This window comes from Xanthomonas euroxanthea, assembly GCF_903989455.1.
Lineage (GTDB): Bacteria > Pseudomonadota > Gammaproteobacteria > Xanthomonadales > Xanthomonadaceae > Xanthomonas > Xanthomonas euroxanthea.
On the sequence record NZ_LR861803.1, the window covers coordinates 1,303,143 to 1,324,099 of the forward strand.

Annotated in this window: 12 protein-coding genes; all 12 read left to right on the forward strand. The window is 65.8% G+C overall.

The window, feature by feature from the left end:
- Positions 1-57 precede the first annotated feature (57 nt).
- On the forward strand, positions 58-300 hold the full coding sequence (locus H7A86_RS05720) for a type II toxin-antitoxin system ParD family antitoxin (RefSeq protein ID WP_065047537.1): 243 nt from the start codon (positions 58-60) through the stop codon (positions 298-300).
- A gap of 20 nt (positions 301-320) precedes the next feature.
- Positions 321-614 (forward strand): type II toxin-antitoxin system RelE/ParE family toxin, encoded by a 294-nt coding sequence (locus H7A86_RS05725; protein WP_202397434.1) that lies wholly within the window; start codon positions 321-323, stop codon positions 612-614.
- A 93-nt stretch (positions 615-707) separates the two neighbouring features.
- A complete protein-coding gene (gene prpF, locus H7A86_RS05730; RefSeq protein WP_119130902.1) occupies positions 708-1,907 on the forward strand; it encodes a 2-methylaconitate cis-trans isomerase PrpF in 1,200 nt (399 codons plus the stop codon).
- A gap of 188 nt (positions 1,908-2,095) precedes the next feature.
- A complete protein-coding gene (locus tag H7A86_RS05735) occupies positions 2,096-4,312 on the forward strand; it encodes a TonB-dependent receptor (protein ID WP_104582343.1) in 2,217 nt (738 codons plus the stop codon).
- A 106-nt stretch (positions 4,313-4,418) separates the two neighbouring features.
- Positions 4,419-5,390: a nucleoside hydrolase gene (locus H7A86_RS05740; protein WP_119130903.1), complete on the forward strand. Its 972-nt coding sequence runs from the start codon at positions 4,419-4,421 to the stop codon at positions 5,388-5,390.
- A gap of 677 nt (positions 5,391-6,067) precedes the next feature.
- Positions 6,068-10,969: an alpha-2-macroglobulin family protein gene (locus tag H7A86_RS05745; RefSeq protein WP_180708043.1), complete on the forward strand. Its 4,902-nt coding sequence runs from the start codon at positions 6,068-6,070 to the stop codon at positions 10,967-10,969.
- A 313-nt stretch (positions 10,970-11,282) separates the two neighbouring features.
- On the forward strand, positions 11,283-12,179 hold the full coding sequence (locus tag H7A86_RS05750; protein ID WP_119130905.1) for a beta propeller repeat protein: 897 nt from the start codon (positions 11,283-11,285) through the stop codon (positions 12,177-12,179).
- A gap of 420 nt (positions 12,180-12,599) precedes the next feature.
- Positions 12,600-13,076 (forward strand): DUF6795 domain-containing protein, encoded by a 477-nt coding sequence (locus tag H7A86_RS05755; protein ID WP_119130906.1) that lies wholly within the window; start codon positions 12,600-12,602, stop codon positions 13,074-13,076.
- Between the two features lie 212 nt (positions 13,077-13,288).
- The gene (locus H7A86_RS05760; protein WP_119130907.1) at positions 13,289-16,255 is read left to right on the forward strand and encodes a TonB-dependent receptor; all 2,967 of its coding nucleotides are present in this window, start codon (positions 13,289-13,291) and stop codon (positions 16,253-16,255) included.
- Between the two features lie 157 nt (positions 16,256-16,412).
- Positions 16,413-17,360, forward strand: coding sequence for a glycerophosphodiester phosphodiesterase family protein (locus H7A86_RS05765; RefSeq protein WP_180708044.1), 948 nt, complete (start codon positions 16,413-16,415; stop codon positions 17,358-17,360).
- A 136-nt stretch (positions 17,361-17,496) separates the two neighbouring features.
- Positions 17,497-18,273 carry a CPBP family glutamic-type intramembrane protease gene (locus H7A86_RS05770; RefSeq protein WP_232099325.1) on the forward strand — a complete coding sequence of 259 codons (777 nt, stop codon included), beginning with the start codon at positions 17,497-17,499 and terminating at the stop codon, positions 18,271-18,273.
- Between the two features lie 110 nt (positions 18,274-18,383).
- Entirely contained in the window at positions 18,384-20,804 is a 2,421-nt protein-coding gene (gene pbpC, locus H7A86_RS05775) for a penicillin-binding protein 1C (RefSeq protein ID WP_119130908.1), read from the forward strand.
- Positions 20,805-20,957: the final 153 nt, after the last annotated feature.

The following is a 20,957-nucleotide window of genomic DNA, read 5'->3' on the forward strand; positions in this document are numbered from 1 at the left end:
TTGCACTCACCCGTGCAGGCGCGCACACTTTGGCAATCTTTGCCATCAGGAGGTCGTATGGCCACGATGAATATCTCTTTGCCCGACGAGCTCAAGCAGTTCGTCGATCAGCAAGTTCAGGAGCATGCCTACGGGTCCAGCAGTGAGTACCTACGCGAACTGATCCGTAAGCAACGCGATGTGGAACAGCTGCGTGGGTTGCTGCTGGATGGGGCCAACTCCGGGCCGGCCGTGGCAATGGAGCCTGATTTTTTCGACAAGATGCGTGAGCGCGCGCAGGCACGCGCTGCCAGCAAGTGAAGCCGGCGCGCTGGCGCCCGTTGGCGCTGCGCGACGTCGACGAAGCCGCTGCGTGGTATGGCGAACAAGCCGGGCTCGCGCTGGAACTGGCGTTTGCCGACGCGCTGGAGTCGGCGGTCAAGATGCTGATGCAGCACCCGGGTGTCGGTTCCAGCCGACATGCGGTGCTGTTGAAGCTGCAGGACCTGCGGGTGTGGCCACTGAAGGGGTTTCCCTATTTGATTTTCTACATCGAACGCGACACGGACATCGTCATCTGGCGTGTGCTGCAGATGCAGCGCGACATTCCTGCGTGGATGAGCGGCGACGCCTGAGCGGTTCGACGCGAGTTTTGCCTCAACTCTCCGGCAGCGCCGCAGTCGATGCGTCTTCGCCGCGATCACGATCAACCGAGATACACCAAGCCCATGACCCCTCTCTCCCAACTCCGCATCCCGGCCACCTACATGCGTGGCGGCACCAGCAAGGGCGTGTTCTTTCGCTTGCAGGACCTGCCCGCTGCCGCCCAATTGCCCGGGCCTGCGCGCGATGCGTTGTTGCTACGGGTGGTCGGCAGTCCCGACCCGTACGGCAAGCAGATCGACGGCATGGGTGGGGCGACCTCCAGCACCAGCAAGGGCGTGATCGTGTCGGCCAGCACGCGCGCCGGACACGATGTGGACTACCTGTTCGGGCAGGTATCCATCGATAGCGCGTTCGTGGACTGGAGCGGCAACTGCGGCAACCTGTCGGCGGCGGTGGGGCCGTTTGCGATTGCCAATGGCCTGGTCGATGCCGCGCGGGTGCCGCGCGACGGTGTGGCGACGGTGCGGATCTGGCAGGCCAATATCGGCAAGACCATCGTGGCGCATGTGCCGATGACCGATGGCCAGGTGCAGGAAACCGGCGACTTCGAACTGGATGGGGTGACCTTTCCGGCCGCCGAGGTGCAGCTGGAATTCCTCGACCCGGCCGACGCTGCCGAAGGCGAGGGGGGGGCGATGTTTCCCACCGGCAGGCTGATCGATCAGCTGGAGGTTCCCGGCCTGGGCACGATCGCCGCGACGCTGATCAATGCCGGCATTCCGACCATCTTCGTCAATGCACGCGACCTGGGCTACACCGGCACCGAGCTGCAGGAGGCGATCAATGGCGACCCGCGTGCACTGACGATGTTCGAGACCTTGCGTGCACACGGCGCGTTGCGGATGGGCTTGATTGCGAAGGTGGAAGAGGCAGCCACGCGGCAGCACACCCCGAAGGTGGCCTTCGTGGCGCCACCGGCCGATTACACCGCGTCCAGCGGCAAGCCGGTGCGCGCGGCCGAGATCGATCTGCTGGTGCGCGCGCTGTCGATGGGCAAGTTGCACCACGCCATGATGGGCACCGCGGCCGTGGCCATCGGGACAGCCGCGGCTGTGCCTGGCACGCTGGTCAATCTGGCCGCCGGCGGCGTGACGCGCACGGCGGTGCGCTTCGGGCATCCGTCCGGCACCTTGCGCGTCGGCGCCGAGGCGCAGCTGGTGGACGGCCAGTGGCAGGTGACCAAGGCGCTGATGAGCCGCAGTGCGCGGGTGCTGATGGAAGGCTGGGTGCGGGTGCCGGTCGACTCTGCCGGGGGCGGCTGATCGCCCATTGAGACCGGGCACGCCCCGGCACACAAATTGCACGCGGGTGTTGCATTAATTCGAACGCCTTTTCGAATTCGGAAAACTTTTTCGCACGCGCTCTGCCAAATTTGTGTAAATCGTGTTAATTCTGTTGCAACGCGGCATGCAGATCAGGCCGCTCCGCCAACCGAATTCGGAGTCTTCCCATGTCCGCCAGCCGGTCGCTCAAGATCAGCGCGCTCGCCGTTGCCGTCGCTTCCCTTCTTCCGCTTCATGCCGCCGCCCAGCAGGCGCCCAGCGACGACGGTGTCGTGCGCCTGGACGCGGTCAAGGTCACGGTCGAGCGCCGCTCGGAAGATTCCAAGGACGTGCCGGTCTCGGCATCGGTGCTGCGTCCGGAATTTCTGGATGCCATCTCCACCAGCGGCTCGGATATCCGCGTGCTCGCGGGCAAGGCGCCCAGCCTCAACATCGAATCGTCCAACGGCCGTGTGTTCCCGCGCGTGTACATCCGCGGCTACGGCAACACCGACTTCAACACCTACGCCTCGCAGCCGGTGTCGCTGATCTATGACGACGTGGTGCAGGAAAACGCGTTCCTGAAGGGCTTCCCGATCTTCGATCTGGAAGGCCTGGAAGTGCTGCGCGGCCCGCAGGGCACGCTGTTCGGCCGCAACACGCCGGCCGGCGTGGTCAAGTTCAACTCGGTCAAGCCGACCATTGGCGCCAATGACGGCTACGCTAGCCTGTCCTACGGCACCTACGGCACGATGACGCTGGAAAGCGGCCTGAGCATCGCCATGGGCGAGCATTGGGCGGCGCGTCTGTCCACGCTGGGCCAGCGTCGCGACGACTGGGTGGAAAACCGCGATGGCCGCGACCTGGAAGGCTATACCGATTCGGCCGTGCGCCTGCAGCTGCTGTACCAGGCCAGCGACGACTTCAGCGCCTTGTTCAACGCGCATGCGCGTCACCTGGACGGCACCGCGCGGCTGTTCCGCGCCAACGTCATCCAGCCCGGCACCAACCAGCTGGTGGACGGCTTCGACGAAGAGAAGTCCTTCATCGACGGCGCCAACAACCAGGAACTGCAGACCTATGGCGGCAGCGCCAACCTGACCTGGGACCTGGGCGACATCGCGCTGCACTCGATCACCGCCTACGAAGGCATCGGCAAGTACTACAGCCGCGGCGACATCGACGGCGGCTTCGGCGCGGTGTTCGCACCGCCGTCCGGCCCGGGCGTGATTCCGTTCCCGGTGGAAACCGCCGGCGGCATCAAGAGCCTGGACCAGTACAGCCAGGAACTGCGCGCCGAATCGCAGTACGAGGGCCCGCTCAACTGGCAGGCCGGCCTGTACTACTTCCACGACGATGTGGAAGGCGAAAACTACACCTACAACACCTTCAGCGGCGGCGATCTGGCCAGCTACCAGCTGACCCGCCAGCGCAACACCTCGTGGGCGGCGTTCGGCTCGTTGAACTATGCGGCCACCGACCGCCTGAACCTGCGCGCCGGCATCCGCTACACCTACGACAAGAAGACCTTCGACGTGCTGGCGCTGGATCGCGTCACGCTGGTCGAGCCGTCCAGCGGCGAGACCGACAACTCCAAGGTCACCGGCGATCTGGCGGCCACCTTCGCCATCAACGACGACGTCAACGTATACGCCCGTGCGGCACGCGGCTTCCGCGGCGCCAGCTTCGGCGTGCCCTCGGGTACCGCGCCGCTGACCGTGGCCGAGCCGGAGACGGTGGATTCGTTCGAGATCGGCATCAAGTCGGATCTGTTCGACAACCGCGCGCGCCTGAGCTTCGACATCTACGATTTCCGCGTCAAGAACCAGCAGCTCACCGCGGTGGGCGGCGTCTCCAACGACGTGCGCCTGCTCAACGCCGACAAGACCAAGGCGCGCGGCGCCGAGTTCGACTTCGAAGCGCTGCTCACCCAGAACCTGCGCGTCACCGCCGGCGGCGCCTACAACTGGACCCGCATCGACGACCCGGCGCTGTCGGTGGGCGTGTGCCGCACCTGCACCGTGACCGACCCGCTCAACGCGGCCGGCAACGCCATCATCGACGGCAACGACCTGCCGCAGGCTGCCAAGTGGATGGCCAACGCCACCCTGCGTTACGGCATCCCGATGGGCAACGACGGCGAGCTGTTCTTCTACACCGACTGGTCCTACCGCAGCGAAGTGAACTTCTTCCTGTACGACTCCAAGGAGTTCACCGGCCAGCCGCTGGTCGAAGGCGGCGCCAAGATCGGCTACAACTGGGGCGCGGGCGCGTACGAGGTGTCGGTGTTCTGCCGCAACTGCACCAACCAGATCCGCGTGACCGGTGCGATCGACTTCAACAACCTCACCGGCTTCATCAACGACCCGCGCATCGTCGGTGCGCAGTTCCGCGCCAACTTCTGATCGGCGTGGTGGTGTAGCACGATTGAACCGCCGGCCAACACGCCGGCGGTTTTTTTATGGTCGCAGGAGCAGATACATGCAGCAGAGATGGCCAAACGCGTGGTGGATGCTCGGGCTGTGGTGCGCATTGGCAGTGGCATGGGGGCAGACGCCTGCCGTGACCGCAGCGCAGGCGCCGCCAACACCCACATCCACCGAGTTGCTGGTGGTCTCCACCGATATCGGCGACGACATCGACGATGCATTTGCGCTGGGGTTGTTGCTGCGCAGCCCGCAGCTGCGGGTGCTGGGCATCGCATCGGCCTGGGGCGACACCGGCTTGCGCGCGCAGTTGCTGCAGCGCCTGTTGCAGCAGGCCGGGCGCAGCGAGATCCCGTTGGCGGTGGGGGCACGCACCACCAGCGCGATCCCCTTCAGCCAGGCGCGCTGGGCCGCCAGGGGACAGGCGGCAGGCAAGCTGCCGGATGCGGCGGCGATGATCCTGCAGCAGGCGCGCCTGCATCCCGGCGAGGTGACCTTGCTGGTGTTGGGGCCGATGACTGACGCGGCACTGGCGCAGCGGCGCGACCCGGCCGGCTTTGCCAAGCTCAAGCGCATCGTGGCGATGGGCGGCTCGGTCCGGGTTGGCTATGGCAAGTCGGCGTATCGGCCGGCCAGTGCGCCGGCGGCGGAGTACAACATCCTGGCCGATGTGCCGGCGGCGCAGCGGGTGTTCGCGGCCGGCGTGCCGATCGTGTTGCTGCCCCTGGACGCCACCCAGGTTCCGCTGGAAGAGCCCGAGCGCGTCGCGCTGTTTGCACACGGCGACGGGCTCACCGATGCGCTCACCCAGCTGTATTACCAGTGGCGCAACACCGACCAGCCCTGGGCCAGCGCCACGCCGACCTTGTTCGACGCTGTGCCGGTGGCCTGGCTGCTGCGCCCCGCACTGTGCCCGACCACGCCGTTGCACCTGGACGTCGATGCGCAGGGGTACACCCGCGAAGGCACAGGCACGCCGAACGTGCAGGCCTGCCTGCGCGCGGACAAGCCGGCGTTGATCGACCTGTACATGCGCACGGTGCTGCAGTTGCGCTAGGAGTGGCTTTCAAAGTGTGGTGAGCGCCCGCTTGGTGGCGAGCGCAGTGGTTTTATTGGCCGCACTTTGGGATGCAGTCAAAAGCCTGGTTGGTCGTGCGCGCGGTGCCTCACCGCTCGCGGGACACGCCGCAAGTACGTCCGTGTAGGCTCGGTGGCGGCTTCCATGCCGCCACACGGTCCCGCAAGCGGTGAGGACACCGCACCAGAAAATGCGTCGGTTGCTTTGTTGAAAGCCTGCTTGCTGCTCTGCTTGTGATGGAACGTTTGTTGGACGCACCATCATCCGAACAATGCACGCCACGCCCTGTTTGCGCCCCTGCACACCGACCATCTCGACGGGTCCTTGCCCGCCCACCGTCGCGGGACCTTACGCGGCATGGATGCCGCGTAAGAGCCTACAGGGACGTACTTGCGGCGTGTCCCGCGATGGTGGGCGGGCAAGGACCCTGCAGCCAAGCGGCAACTCAGCGACCTGCCATGGACCGGCGTCAAACCACTGCGCTTACCGTCGGTCGGGCACGCAGGTGCCATCGCAGCGCTGGCCAGGTGGCGCATCATCGCCGCCCATCGGCAAGTCCCTGCGTCGCCTCATGCCGCCATCGGTGACGTGAACGGCATCGCTATACTTACGTCCTCAGTCATGGGGTAGCGCGAATGGACAGCAGGGAATCAGGGATGAGGTGGTCGGGCACGCGGCGGATGTTGCTGTGGGTGGTATTGCTGTGCGTGGCGATCGGCGCGGTGGCGTGCAAGCGCAACGAAAGCGGCCAGTTGCCTGCCGCCAGCGGCGAGGCGATCAAGGCCGACAAGCAGGCGATCACCGGTTTTGCGCTGGCGCGCGCCTATCCCGACCAGACCAGCGACGGGCTGTCGCTGGCGCTGGAATTCTCGCGGCCGCTGGTCGGCACGCAAGACTTCGATGCGCTGGTGCGCTTCGAGGAAAAGGTCGGCACCGGCGACAGCAGCTGGACGCTGTCCGACGATGGCAAGACGTTGCGCTACCCGTACGTGGAAGCGGCCAAGGACTACACCGTGCTGGTCGACGCCAACCTGCTGGCGGCCGATGGCAGTCGCCTGGGCAAGCCGCTCAAGCAGAAGGTCTACACCGGCGCGCTCAAGCCGGTGGCCGGGTTCGCCTCGCAAGGCAGCGTGCTGCCGGCGCGCGAAAGCCGCGGCCTGCCGGTGGTGTCGGTCAACGTGCCGGAAGTGGACGTGGAGTTCCTGCGTGTGCGCGAGAAGTCTTTGCCGGCGTTCTTCCAGCAGTTCCAGCGCGGCGGCCGTCGCGGCAGCTGGGAGCTGGAGAGCGAATACAACGACAAACAACCGCTGTCCAGGCTGGCCGAGCCGGTGTACGTCAATCGTTTCATTCTCGGCGGCAAGCAGAACGAGCGCGTGCTGACCTACCTGCCGACGCAGGACATCAAGGAGCTGCAGGAGCCGGGCCTGTACTTTGCGGTAATGAAGCGCGCCGGCAGCTTCGAGAACGAACAGGAGACGGCGTTCTTCACCGTCAGCGACATCGGCCTGCATACGCGCGCCTACAAGGACAAGCTGTTCGTGCACACCGCCTCGTTGCAGAGCGGCGAGCCGATCAAGAACGTGGAAGTGCGCATCCTCGATGCCAAGGGCGAGCTGTTCCTCAAGGGCGCCACCGACGGCAACGGCAATGCGCTGCTCAACTACACGCTCGATGCCGGCCACGTGCTGGTGGCGCGCAGCAAGACCGATATCTCGGTGCTGCCGTTCAACCAGCCGGCGCTGGACCTGAGCGAATTCGCGGTGGCCGGGCGCGAAAGCGCCTGGTTCGATGTGTTCGCCTGGGCCGGCCGCGACCTGTATCGCCCCGGCGAGACCATGCGCGTGTCGGCGATCCTGCGCGACAACGACGGCAAGCCCACCAAGCCGCAGCCGGTGTTCCTGCGACTCAAGCAGCCGGACGGCAAGACCTTCCGCGAGACCCGGCTGCAGCCGGGCGAGCAGGGCTATTTCGAGTTCAGCCAGCAGATTCCGGCCGATGCGCCGACCGGTCGCTGGCAGGTGGAATTCCGCACCGATCCGGCCAGCAAGGACGCCGTGCAGGGCATGAGCGTGCGCGTGGAAGAGTTCCTGCCCGAACGCATGAAGCTGGATCTGGACAGCACACAAAAGACCCTGAGCGCCGGCCAGCCGTTCACGCTGCTCGCCAATGCCGCGTACCTGTACGGCGCGCCGGCCGACGGCAACCGCTTCACCGCCAAGCTGGCGGTCAGCGTCGAGCAGCATCCGCTCGCGTCCTTGCCGGGCTGGTTCTTCGGCGACCCCACGCTGGAACTGCCGCGCGAAGCCAAGGACGTGATCGATACCACGTTCGGCAGCGACGGCATCCTGCGCGAAGACATCGCGCTGCCGGCCGAAGCCAGGCCGGTCAGCACGATCGCCGCAGTGGTCTCCGGCAGCGTCTACGAGACCGGCGGGCGCACCGTCACCCGCACCGTCAAGCGCGTGCTGTGGCCGGCCAAGGCGCTGGTCGGCGTGCGCCCCTTGTTCGACGACAAGGACGGCACCGATGCCAATGGCACCGCACGCTTCGAACTCACCCGCGTGGACGCCGATGGCAAGCCGCAACCGGCCAAGGGCCTGAAGGCCACGCTGGTGCGCGAGCTGCGCGACTACCACTGGAACTACACCGACGACCATTGGGATTACGACTTCACCCGTCGCTTCGAGAACAAGGACACGCGCACGCTCGACATCGCCGGCGGCAACGCCAAGCTCGAGTTTCCGGTGGAGTGGGGCGAGTACCGCCTGGACGTGTTCGACCCGGCCACCGGGCTGACCACGCGCTACCCATTCCGCGCCGGCTGGAGCTGGAACGACGAAAACCGCGGCCTGGACGCGCGCCCGGACAAGGTCAAGCTGGCGCTGGACAAGACCGGCTACCGCGCCGGCGACACGCTCACCGTCACGCTGACCCCGCCGCATGCCGGCAAGGGCGTGTTGCTGGTGGAAAGCGACAAGCTGCTGTACGTGCAGGACATCGACGTTAAGCCGGGGAGCACGTTCGACATTCCGGTCACCGAGGCCTGGGAACGCCACGATGTGTACGTCACCGCGTTGGTGTTCCGCGGCGGCAGCGCGCCGAGCAAGATCACGCCGGCGCGCGCAGTGGGCGTGGCGTATGTGCCGATGGACCGCAAGGCGCGGCGTGTGGCGGTGGGCCTGGCGGCACCCAAGCAGATGCGCCCGGAGCAGGCCTTGCCGGTGACGGTGAGCGTGCCGGAGCTGGCCGGCAAGGCGGCGCACGTGACCATCTCGGCGGTGGACGTGGGCATCCTCAACATCACGCGCTTCCCGGTGCCCGATGCCAATGCGCAGTTCTTCGCGCAGCGACGCCTGGGTACCGATGCCTACGATATCTACGGGCGGGTGATCGAAAGCTTCGAAGGCGCCAGCGGCAAGCTCAAGTTCGGCGGCGACATGGCGCTGGAAGCCTTGCCGCAAGCCAAGCGCCCGACCGCGCGCGTGCAGACCGTGGACCTGTTCTCCGGCTCGGTGAAACTCGATGCCCGGGGCAATGCGCGCGTGCAACTGCCGGTGCCGGATTTCAACGGCACCTTGCGGGTCTCGGCATTGGTGTATTCGGAGACGCGGTTCGGCAATCAGTCCATGGAAACCGTGGTGCGCGCGCCGATCCTGGCCGAGGCCAGCATGCCGCGCGTGATGGCGCCGGGTGACCGCAGCACGGTGACGCTGGACGTGCAGAACTTCACCGGCAAGCCGGGCGAGTTCAACGTGCGCGTGGACGGGATCGGCCCACTGGCCATTGCCGAGGCGGCGCGCAGCGTCAAGCTCGGTGTGGATGCCAAGCAGACGCTGAGCTTCCCGCTGAGCGCCACCGAAGGCTATAGCGTGGCCAAGGTGCGTGTGCGCGTGGACGGCAACGGCTTCAAGGCCGACCGCAGCTACGACCTGCCGGTGCGTGCCGGTTGGCCGCAGGTGTTGCGTGCGCAGACGCGCGTGCTCGATCCGCTGGCGCCGATCAGCCTGGACAGCGGCTTTGCCGATGGCCTGATGGCCGGCTCGGTGACCGCGCGCATGGTGGTCAGCCCGCTGCCGCCGATTCCGTTCGCCAGCGCCCTGCAGGGTGCGTTGGACTACCCGTACGGCTGCGCCGAGCAGACCACCAGCAAGGGCTACGCCGCGCTGCTGCTCGACGACGCCACCGCCCGGGCGCTGGGCACCAAGGGGCTGGAGGCGGCCAAGCGCCGCGAGCGCATGGAAGGCGCGTTCGGTCGCCTGGCCTCGATGCAGATCGCCAGCGGGCATTTTTCGATGTGGGGCGACGACGGCTACGTCAATCCGGGCCTGACCCCGTACATCGCCGAGTTCCTGCTCGATGCCAAGGACGCCGGTTTTGCGGTGCCCGACAACGTGCTCCAGAAGGCGCTCAATCGGCTCAGCGAGGACCTGCTGTCCGGTGGCAACGAGTTCTACGGGCAGGATCGCCGCGATAGCCTGAAGTTCGCCAACCAGGCCTGGTCCGGCTACGTGCTGGCACGCGTCAACCGCGCCCCGTTGGGCACGCTGCGTGCGCTGTACGACAACCAGCGCGACAAGGCGCTGACCGGTCTGTCGCTGGTGCATCTGGGGGCGGCATTGTCGCTGCAGGGCGACACCAAGCGTGGGCAGGCGGCGATCAAGGCCGGTTTTGCCAAGGACAGCAGCGAACGCCCGTCGTACTTCGCCGATTACGGCAGCGCGATCCGCGACGATGCCTTGATGATGGCGCTGCTGCACGAGCGTGGCCTGTCCAGGCCCGAGTACGACACCCGCGCTGTCGCGCTGGGCCGTGCACTGGATGCACGACGCGCCACCGGCTGGCTGTGGCTGAGCACGCAGGAGCAGGTGGCTCTGGCGCGCTTGGGCAAGGCCTTGATGGTCGGGCAGGGCAAGCAGGTCTCCGGCACCTTGAGCGTGGGCGGCGAAACGCAGCAGATCGCGCCGGCGCGCCTGTTCGGGCGCAGTTTCGACAGCGCCGCCTTGGCGCGCGGCGTGCAGTTCGCGCCGCAGGGCGAGGCCCCGATGTACGCCAGCCTGGAAGTGGCCGGCATCCCGCGCAGCGCGCCGGAGCCGGACGCGCGCACCCTCAGCGTGGAGCGCAGCTGGTACACCACCGACGGCAAACCGTGGACGCCGCGTGCATTGAAGGAAGGCGAGGCGTTGATCGTGCGCGTGGCCATCACCGCCAACAGCGACATGCCCGACGCACTGCTGACCGACCTGTTGCCGGCCGGGCTGGAGATCGAGAACTTCAATCTCGGCGATGCCAAACAGTGGGCCGACGTGGTGGTGGAGGGCATCGGCATCAGCGAGCGTTCCAGCGCCGCCGATGTCAAGCACGAAGAGTTCCGCGACGACCGTTATGTGGCCGCGCTGGCGCTCTCCCCGGGCAGCAAGGCGCAGCTGTATTACCTGGTGCGCGCGGTGACGCCGGGCACCTACACGGTGCCGCCGTCGCTGGTGGAAGACATGTATCGACCGGAGTTGCGCGGCGTGGGCCGCGCCACTCCGGCAACGATCACGGTGGTGCAGCCCTGACGCGCCTGATGGCACACGTCCTCGAGAGCGCGGGCGTGTGCCATCCAAGGAGACGGGAGATAGCGCATCTGTCTGCGCGATCGCGCTTTGGCACGAGATGCCTGCGGCACGATGGAGCGTTGTCCTGTATCGGATCCGGTGCGGGACATTGATCTACTTATCCTCGCGCAGGTTAGCGAAGCGGGCGGCAAGTCCATCGTTCTGCAGAAGAAGCGGAGCCAGCAGCGGCGATTCGGATGACCCGGATCGCAATGCATCCGGCGCGTGGGGCGTAGGCATGTGAAATGCCAAACGATCTAGAGGAAGACACATCATGCTGTTCAAGGACATCGGCTATCGCTACCGCAACGGAGTCGTGCGCTATGGCGACCTCGCTTACGTGCTGTGTATCGATCCCGACCTGGAGGCAGACGGCCTGCCGCACACCGCCTTTTACGCATGGGATGGCGGCGGATGGGGGATGTATGAGATAGGTCGCTGGAACGCCCACTCGATCTGTGTCACCCAACGCCCCAAAGACCAGGCGATCGCGCTAGGCGAGCATGGCACCGTGCGCGTGATGGGCAACGACGACGACTATGACGAGCAAATCGCCTGCCCTGGCGTATCGCTCAGCGTCATGCGAGAGATCCGTAATGTCGGCGGTTTTGCCTACGTCTGCGGAATGGATCGCCAGGTCTTCAAGCGGGAAAGTCCAGGCAACTGGATTGCGCTGCACGGCGACATGCCGAGCCAGCCAGCCAAGGATATGGTGTTCGGGTTTGAGTCCATTCACGGCTACAGCGAGGTGGATGTCTATACCGTGGGCTGGCATGGCGAAATCTGGCATTTCGATGGTGCTGCCTGGACGCGCTGCGCCAGTCCCACCGCCATCAACCTTACCCGGGTCTGCTGCGCGGAAGATGGCTGGGTGTATGCCTGCGGAATGCACGGTACCTTGCTGAGAGGGCGAGGCGCTCGCTGGGAAACCGTCGAGCATGCAACCACCGATGTGGATCTATGGGGCCTGGAGTGGTTCGACGGAAAGCTCTATGTCGCGACGCTCGGTGCCTTGTACTGGTTAAGGGACGGCGTACTTGAGCTGGTGGATTTTGGTGGCGTGATGCCCAACAGCTGCCACAGTTTGAGCAGTGCGGATGGATTGCTTTGGTCTGTGGGTCAACGCGATATCCTGGCCTTTGACGGTGTCGCGTGGAAACGCGTGGAGTGATGTCATGGTGGGCTCGCTCTGGTGCTCCAGGCCTCCGCTCCCACGCCTCGGTCTTCGCAATCATCACCAGGTGCGTGGCGTCTCGCTAGATTCGTGGTTGCGAGGGAGTCCGTGCAGCGCAACCGCGACGCGGGGATAAGCGTGCGTGAATGATTCAAGCTGCATGAAACGTCCACGCAGGTTAGCCGTACAGCGGCATTTGGATACTGGGAGCAGTCGTAGAGGAAATGCTGTCCTCTACATGCAAATTACGCGAGGTTCAGTGGGTACGATCTTGCAGGCGAGCCTGCGCCGCGCGTTTACATCGGGAGCTTCGGTATCTGTGTTTGATAGTCAGAGCGTTGATTCGACAGCCGCGGCAGATCCTGCAGATGCGGATCCGGTCGCCTTTCCCATGTATTGGCCTCAGTTGGCAGCGACATGATCATCAATCGCAAATTACCGATCTTCGTCGGGCTGCTGCTTGCCTGCTTATTCCTTCAAGGTAACGCCATGCCTTTTTCAAACGTCCTCTACCTGTTTTCGGAAGTTCAGGGCAGCGTGCTGCTCGATGGTGAGCCGGTCGAGGGTGTGGACATCGAGCAGGAATATCACTGGCACTGGAGCAACGAGCGCCAGACACATTCTGTCAAGACCGATGCGCAAGGCCGCTTTCAATTTCGCGCCGTCACTACGACGTCCTGGTTGGCACGATTCATGCCGCATGAGCCGGTCATCGGCCAGCGCATCACGCTGCGATATCAGGGCAAGGAGCACAAGGGATGGGTATTCACCAAACACAATTACAGCAACCATGGTGAGGTGCATGGGCGGCCCCTGAACTTCGTCTGTGAATTGACCGCCAAGCCAGTCGCCAACCCCGAGACGGAAACGTTTGGTATCTGCGTGCTTCGGTAACGTATCCCTGCTCCCGGAGGGGGCTCGCCACTTCTCGCAATCGGCAAATCGGGTTTTCTATGATCGTCGGCTTATTGCTTCGCTGAGGGCGCAACTGCTTCGCGTTGTCTTCTCGGTGCGATGCGCGCGACACGCAAGGGTCATTTTTGGCGGCTACGGTGGCGTGCTTTCGTACAAGCGCAGCATTTCCTGCTGCGCAACTCCGGGATTCCATGCAGCGCTCCAATTCGTACCGTTTTCAGCTGTCCGTTCTCGCCGTCGCCATCGCGGCATGTTCACCGGCGGTGCAGGCGCAGACCAACGCGACTTCTGCTAGTGCAGAGCGCACCGTTGCATCGTCGCCTGCATCATCCGTAAATCCCGCAGGCGCTAGCGCAGCACCGGGCGACGCAGTCGGCGCCGAATCGGTGGCGTCTTCAGATGAAATATCCAACGCAGACGCATCGCCCGCCGTCACCAAGACCGGCGTGCGAACCCTCGATGCCATGCAAGTCACCGGCGTGCGTCGTGCCAACGCAGCGGCGGTGGAAAGCAAGCGCGCGGCGACCAACATCACCGATGTGATCAGCGCCACCGATGTGCGCGCCTTGCCCGACAGCACCATCGTCGAAGCACTGCGCCGCGTGCCCGGCCTGTCGGTATTGCCGGCCACCGACAACGAGCATCCGCGCGACGAGGCTGCCACACCGGTGCTGCGCGGCCTGGGCCCGTCCTACAACAACGTCACCATCGACGGGCTGACCATCGCCTCGCCCGGCACGCCGAACGGCACGCTCGGTTCGATCACGCGCGGCGTGCGGCTGGATCTGCTGCCGGCATCGATGGTCAGCGAGTTGCAGGTGGTCAAGACCTTCACGCCCGACCTGGATCCCAATGCGACCGGCGGGGCGATCAACCTCAAGACACGCAGCGCATTCGAAAACGGCGGCAAGCCGTTCTTCAGCGCCGAAGCCACACTCGGCCACGCCAACGATGTCGGCAAGCCGCGTGATCAGGACGACCCCGGCTATCGTTTGAACGCCACCGGCAGCCGCACCTTCGGCAGCGAGCAGCAGTACGGTTTTACGCTATCGGCCAACTACCAGACGCTGAGCAGCTACACCGAAACCCACATGACCACCGACACGGTGCATTACGGGTTCTACGACAGCAACGGCGTGCTGCAGACCGGCGCCAATCTCGGCAATGGCTGGGCGGTGCCGCAGCAGGACAAGTACTGGTACGTGCAGAACCAGCGCGACCGTTACGGTGTCACCGGCAAGTTCGAAGTACATCCCAGTGCCGCGCTCGAGGCCTATGCAACGGCCGGTTACTATTATTTCAAGGACAACATGGAGCGCAACGAGGTCATCATCGACCCGCGCAACCGTGGCCAGGTGTTCAACCAGACCGCCACCTCCGGCAGCTACCCCGGTGGCGATATCGAAGTGGGCTATTCGAACCAGATCGTCACCACGCGCACCAAGGTCGCGCAACTGGGCACGATCTGGCGGCCCACCGACCGGCAGCAGTTCTCCGCGCGCGGTGCGTGGTCGGATGCGACCTACGACGAGCCGATCCGCATGATCAAGTACGCCACCGGCATCACCCGCGCCGCGCCGGTACCGGTGGGCCAGACCGGCAGCGGCGTGACCGTCAATGCCACGCCCGATTACGCGTTCAACTACGACACCTCCGGCTTCGACCAGCGCTTCGGCGTGTCGCCGCGGGGCTATAACGATCTGGGCAACTACAGCCTGTCGTACTGGCGCCCGGACTACAAACGCACCGCCGCCGATCGCATTCTCACCGGTCGGCTCGATTACGGGTTCAATCAGAGCGAGAGCGACCAGGGCATCGGCTTTGCGGCAGGCGTGTCGTATACCACCGACAAACCGTCCTACGATATCTATCGCGTCGAGTACCAGCCCAATACCAGTGCGCCGGCGTTGGGCCTGGCCGATGTGGCGGGCACCGGCAGGGCGCCGATGCGCTATGCCGGCCTGAACCTGATCACCATCGATCCCGACAAGGCCAATCGCGCGTTGGCTGCCACGCCGCTGAGCGCGTTCAACAGCACCGACCAGCAGGCCTTCAGCAACCAGGACAACTTCACCCATACCGAAAAGACCGTCGGCAGCTATGGGCTGGTCAGCTACCGCAGCGAACGTTTCAACGTGCAGGGCGGCCTGCATTTCGACAGCACCAGGCTCAACACGGTCGGCCGCCAGCGCCAGCTGGATACCGCGACCAATCGCTATGTGTATGTCGATAACCCGACCAACGCGGACTACGATTATCTGCTGCCCTCGGCCATCATGACCTACCACCTGAGCGATGCATTGGACCTGCGCGCCGGCGCAAGCCGCACGCTCGGCCGTCCGCCATACGATGCGTATGCGGCGCGCACTTCGATCGGCTTCGTCAACACCGCCGATGCCGGCAACCCGAATGCGCAAGGCGTCACCGTCACCATCGGCAACCCGGACATCAAGCCGCGCGTGTCCAATAACCTGGATCTGTCGCTGGAATGGCGTTTACCCGGCGATTTCGATGCGTTCGCCTCCACCGCCGTGTTCGACAAGCGCATCCAGGACGAGATCTTTACGCTCTCGCGCACCGACAGCTTCAGCTTCGACGGCATCACCTATGCCAACGCACTGATCAGCACCCCGGCCAATGCTGCCAAGGCGCGCATCCGCGGTGTGGAATTCAACGGCATCGTCAACACCCTGGCGCCGATTGCACCGTGGTTGAGTGGTGTGGGTTTCAGTGCGAACTTCGCGGTGCTCGATGGCAGCCTGGATGTGCCCTACAGCGTCGGCAGCGGCAGCAACGTGCGCCAGCGCGAGCGCAAGCTCGACAACCTGGTCGGCCAGCCGGACTACACCGCCAATGCCACGCTGTTCTACAACACCGGCGGGCTGGAGCTGCGTGCGGCCTACAATCGCCAGGGCAAGGCCTTGCGCGCCATCGTCAGCAACATCGACTGGCAGGATCTGTACTGGTCGCCGCGTTCGCAGCTGGATTTCACCGCCACCTATGCCATCAGCAAGCAGCTCAGCCTGATCGGCCAGGTCAGCAACCTCACCCACAGCCGCATCACCAGCGTGACTGGGCCCGGGCAGAATCTGCTCAAGGACAGTTATTCGGTGCCAACGACCTACTGGTTCGGCCTGCGCTTTACGCCGACGTTCTAGGCGCGGCGAAGCTGGCATGGCGAGCAGAGCTCAGGCAAGTGCGCGCGGTGCGTGGAACTCAAGATGTGCACGTGGCAGATGCCATGCCCTGTGCCGACCGCGTTCACCTGACGGTAGCGCAATGGTTCTGTTAACCCCTTCATAGTGGAGTTGTTCGATGACCTTACGTTCTGTCGCCGCCGTCGCGGCCATGCTGGGCGCGGCACTTGCCACCCCTGCCAGCGCAGCACCTGGCGGCGTCGCCGCGATCCAGGCCCGGCTGACCAATCCCGGCGGCGGTATCGTGGTGGTGGCCCATCGCGGCTGCCATGCACCGGCACCGGAGCATGGTTTCAAGGACAGCGCACCGGAGAATTCGCTGGCCGCACTGGAGCGCTGCATCGCCATCGGCGCCGACGTGATGGAGACCGACGTGCGCCGCGCCGCCGATGGCACCCTGGTGATGCTGCACGACGCCACCGTGGACCGCACCACCGACGGCACCGGCAAACTGTCAGAGCTGACCCTGGCCGACCTGCAAAAATTGCGGCTGCGCAGCGACGAAGGTGGCGCGCAGGCGCCGCTGACCGACCAACGCGTGGTCACGCTGGAGCAGATGCTGGCCGCCTCCAAGGGCCACATCCTGCTCAACCTGGACGTCAAGGACGCGATCTACGTGCAGGTGGTCGATGCGGTTGCCCGTGCCGGCATGCAGCACCAGGTGATCGTCAAGGCCGAAGCCGGCATCGCCACGCCGCCACTGGCCGCGATGCTGCCGTTCGACACCGTGTATTTCTTCCCGATCCTGATCAACGCACATGGCACTGCCGATCTGGCGGCGATTGCCACTGCGCAGACACGCAACGCACATCCGGCTGCGTTCGAGCTGCCCAGGATGTCGCCAGCCCAGTTGCCGGCGTTGGTTGCAGTGAGCAAGGCGCACAGGGTGCGGCTGATGGTCAACTCGTTGTGGGACGGCTTCATTGCCGGCTACGGTGGCGATGCCGATGCGGTGCGCGACCCGGACAAGGTCTGGGGCCGCCTGTACCGCGATGGCGTGTCGATCATCCAGACCGACGCGCCGGAAGCCTTGCTGCGTTATCGCGCCGCGCTGGAGCAGCAGTAGGCCGCCCATTGCATTGCGGCAGGCAGCTGGCGCGCGATGCGAACCGAATCTGGTCGCGCCACATCAACCCCAGACGCTGCGCCGATGTCGCCGCCAGCGGTATAGTCACCCGCTGTTTGCACGCAAGGATGTCTGCATGCCGCTCGATACACCCCTGCGCCGCGTCGGTCGGCATGTGGTCTGGTTGGTGGTGCTGCTGGTCGCGCTGCAGGTGCGTGATGTGGCCAAGGCCCTTGGTTTTCCAATCCCGAAAATTCCGGTGCCCTACGGCGGCGGGATTGCCGACAATCTGCTCAGCGTGGTGGTCGTGCTGGTCGCAGCGGCATTGCTGCGTCCTGGGATGCCAGGCGAACTCGCGGCGCGTCTGGGGCTGCGCTGGAACGGCATACGTGGCCCTGCGCTGACGTTGCTGGCCACGCTGCCGTGCTGGGTTGGGCTGTGGACGCAGTCCAGCTCGGTCGGTACCGACGATCTGCTTGGCCTGCTGTGGCTGGCACTGCTGTTTCCGCTGGCCGAAGAAATCGTTTTTCGCGGTTTCGGCTTCGTCTTTGCCTGCCGTGCGCTGGCCTGGCGCCCGGCGATCGCCGCGCTGGTGCAGGCGCTTGTGTTTGGCGGTGTGCATTGGCTCGGGGCCGGCGGTGGAGGTGGCGAGGCGTTGTTGATCTTCGCCATAACCGGTATCGGTGCGCTGCTGTTTGCCATCGTGGACGCGCAGGATGGCTACACGATCTGGAGCGGCTGGGTGTTGCATGTCTCGCTCAACGCGGCCTGGACCGTCTTTGCAGTCTCCGATTCGGCGGCCAGTGGCTGGCTCGGCATTGCGTTGCGCCTGTCTGCGGTGTTCCTGGCGATGGGCTTGTTGCGGTTGTTCGCACGGCCGCCTCACCCGCTGCGCGCGGCGGTCGTGGGCTAGCGCGCGTGTCCTCGCCTAAGGCAGCAGCGTGCAGCAACGTTGATCGCGCGTTGCCACAGCATGCCGCGCGATAGTGGCCGAAATGCGTTTTGCCCTGCATCCTTGGCAGGATGGATGAGCAGCAGCACGTGCAGGCAAGGACCGACCGGACGCAGGAACGCGCCGCTGGCGACGATGGTGTGGCCCGGCATGGCCGCCGCTGGTTGACGGGGCTACGCTGGGGCGCTGTAGCACTGCTGTCTGCCGTGTTGCTGCTGGACCTGGCCTTCCCGCTGCCACTGCCCAAGTCGCGTGACACCTCCACGCTGGTGGTGGCACGCGATGGTACGCCGTTGCGCGCCTTCGCCGACCGCAACGGGGTGTGGCGCTATCCGGCCAGCCCGCAGAGTGTGTCGCCGCTGTACCTGCAGGCGTTGCTGAACTACGAGGACCGCTGGTTCTGGCGCCATCCCGGGGTCAATCCGTGGGGCCTGCTGCGTGCCGGCGGGCAGTGGATCGGGCAGGGGCGCATCGTCTCCGGCGGCTCGACGCTGACCATGCAGGTGGCGCGCATCCTGGACCCGCACACGCGCACACCGTGGGGCAAGGCCAAGCAGTTGTTGCGCGCGCTGCAGCTGGAAGCGCACCTGAGCAAGCGCGAGATTCTGACGCTGTACCTGGAGCGCGCGCCCTACGGCGGCACCATCGAAGGCGTGGAAGCGGCGAGCTGGGCGTATCTGGGCAAGCCGGCCAAGGCTCTGTCGCAGGCCGAAGCCGCATTGCTGGCGGTATTGCCGCAATCGCCCAGCCGCCTGCGCCCGGATCGCCATCCCGAGGCCGCGCAACGCGCGCGCGACAAGGTGCTCGATCGCATGGTGGAGCTGGGGGTGTGGTCGCGCGCGCAGGTGGACGATGCGCGGATCGAGCCGGTGGTGACGCGCTCGCTCACACCGCCATTGCATGCGGCCTTGCTCGCGCAGCGGCTGCACGGCGCGCAACCGCGTGCAGCGCGCATCGTCACGACGCTGGATGTCGAACTGCAGCGCACCCTGGAGGAGCGCGTGGCCACCTATTTCTCGCAGCTGCCCGAGCGCACCTCGGCCGCCTTGCTGGTGGTGGACAACGCCAGCATGGAAGCGCGCGCGTATGTGGGTTCGGCCAGCTTCGGCGACCGCAAGCGGCTGGGGCATGTGGACATGGTGCAGGCCTGGCGCTCGCCCGGGTCCACCCTCAAGCCGTTCCTGTATGGCATGGCCCTGGACGATGGGGTGATCCATTCCGAAAGCCTGTTGGTGGATGCCCCGCAGAGCTTTGGCAGCTACCGGCCCGGCAATTTCGATGCGGCCTTCAATGGCCCGGTGAGCGCGGCGACGGCGTTGCGGTTGTCGTTGAACGTGCCGGCGGTGGACCTGCTCGACCGGATCGGCCCGGCGCGGTTTGCCGCACGGCTGTCCAATGCCGGCATCGGCCTGCGTTTCGCACATGGCAGCACGCCGTCGCTTGCATTGATATTGGGCGGCACCGGTGCGCAACTGCAGGAGCTGGTCGGTGCCTTTGCGGCGCTCAATCGCGGCGGCATCGCCGGGCGCGTGCGCTACACGCCGGCCGATCCGCGTATCGAGCGCCGGCTGATGTCGCCGGGTGCGGCCTGGATCGTGCGCGAGATCCTGCAGAGCAATCCGCGCCCCGGGTATGGCGGCGGGACCTTCGACACCGCTGCGCGCCCGGGCGTGGCCTGGAAGACCGGCACCAGCTACGGCTACCGCGATGCGTGGGCGATCGGCGGCACGCGCCGCTACACGGTCGGGGTGTGGGTGGGGCGGCCGGACGGCACGCCGCTGCCCGGCCAGTACGGCGCCGTCACCGCGTTGCCGTTGATGTTCGAAGTCATCGACGCCTTGCCCCGCAGCGCCGGCGACAGCGCGCCGGTGCCGATGCCGCCCACCGTGCAGGCGCTGGCCATCTGCTGGCCGCTCGGCGGCGCGGCCGATCAGACACCACCGGCGCAATGCGCACGCCGCGCCGACGCCTACGTGCTCGATGGCGCCGTGCCGCCCACCTTTGCCGAACGCGATGCGCGGCTATGGAACGGCGGGCAGCTGCATTTCGATGTGGATGCGCGCAGCGGGCAGCAGTTGTCGCAGGAGTGCAGCCAGCCGCATCAGCGCGTGGCGCAGGCCGTGGCACGCTGGCCGGCGTTGGTGTCGCCCTGGCTCAGTGCGGCCGAGCGCAAGGCCGCGCAATTGCCACCACTGGCCGCGGACTGTCTGCCGGATGGACGCATGACCGGTGGCGGTGTGCTGCGGATCGACGGGCTGAGCGATCGCGCCACGCTGGCGCGTGCCAACGCCGCATCGCGCCCGGTGCGCCTGCACCTGCGTGCGCTGGGCAGCGACGCGCGCATCGACTGGTTGCTGGACGGCCGCTGGATCGCACAGACCAACGGACGCCAGGGATTTCAGCGCGATTTCGCGGAAGTCGGCACGCATACGCTCACCGCAATGGCCAGCGACGGTGCCTGGACACAGCTGCGCTTTCGCGTATTGCGCTGACCGGGTCGGTAACGGGCATGTGCGGTGGCCGGCAACCCCCGTAGGAGCGCACCCGGGCGCGACAGGGCATTCCCGGTAACGCCCAGTCGCGCCCGGGTGCGCTCCTACGCGGCGCTTGGGCGGCGCGAAAACAGACAGGGCGCTCTAGGCGCC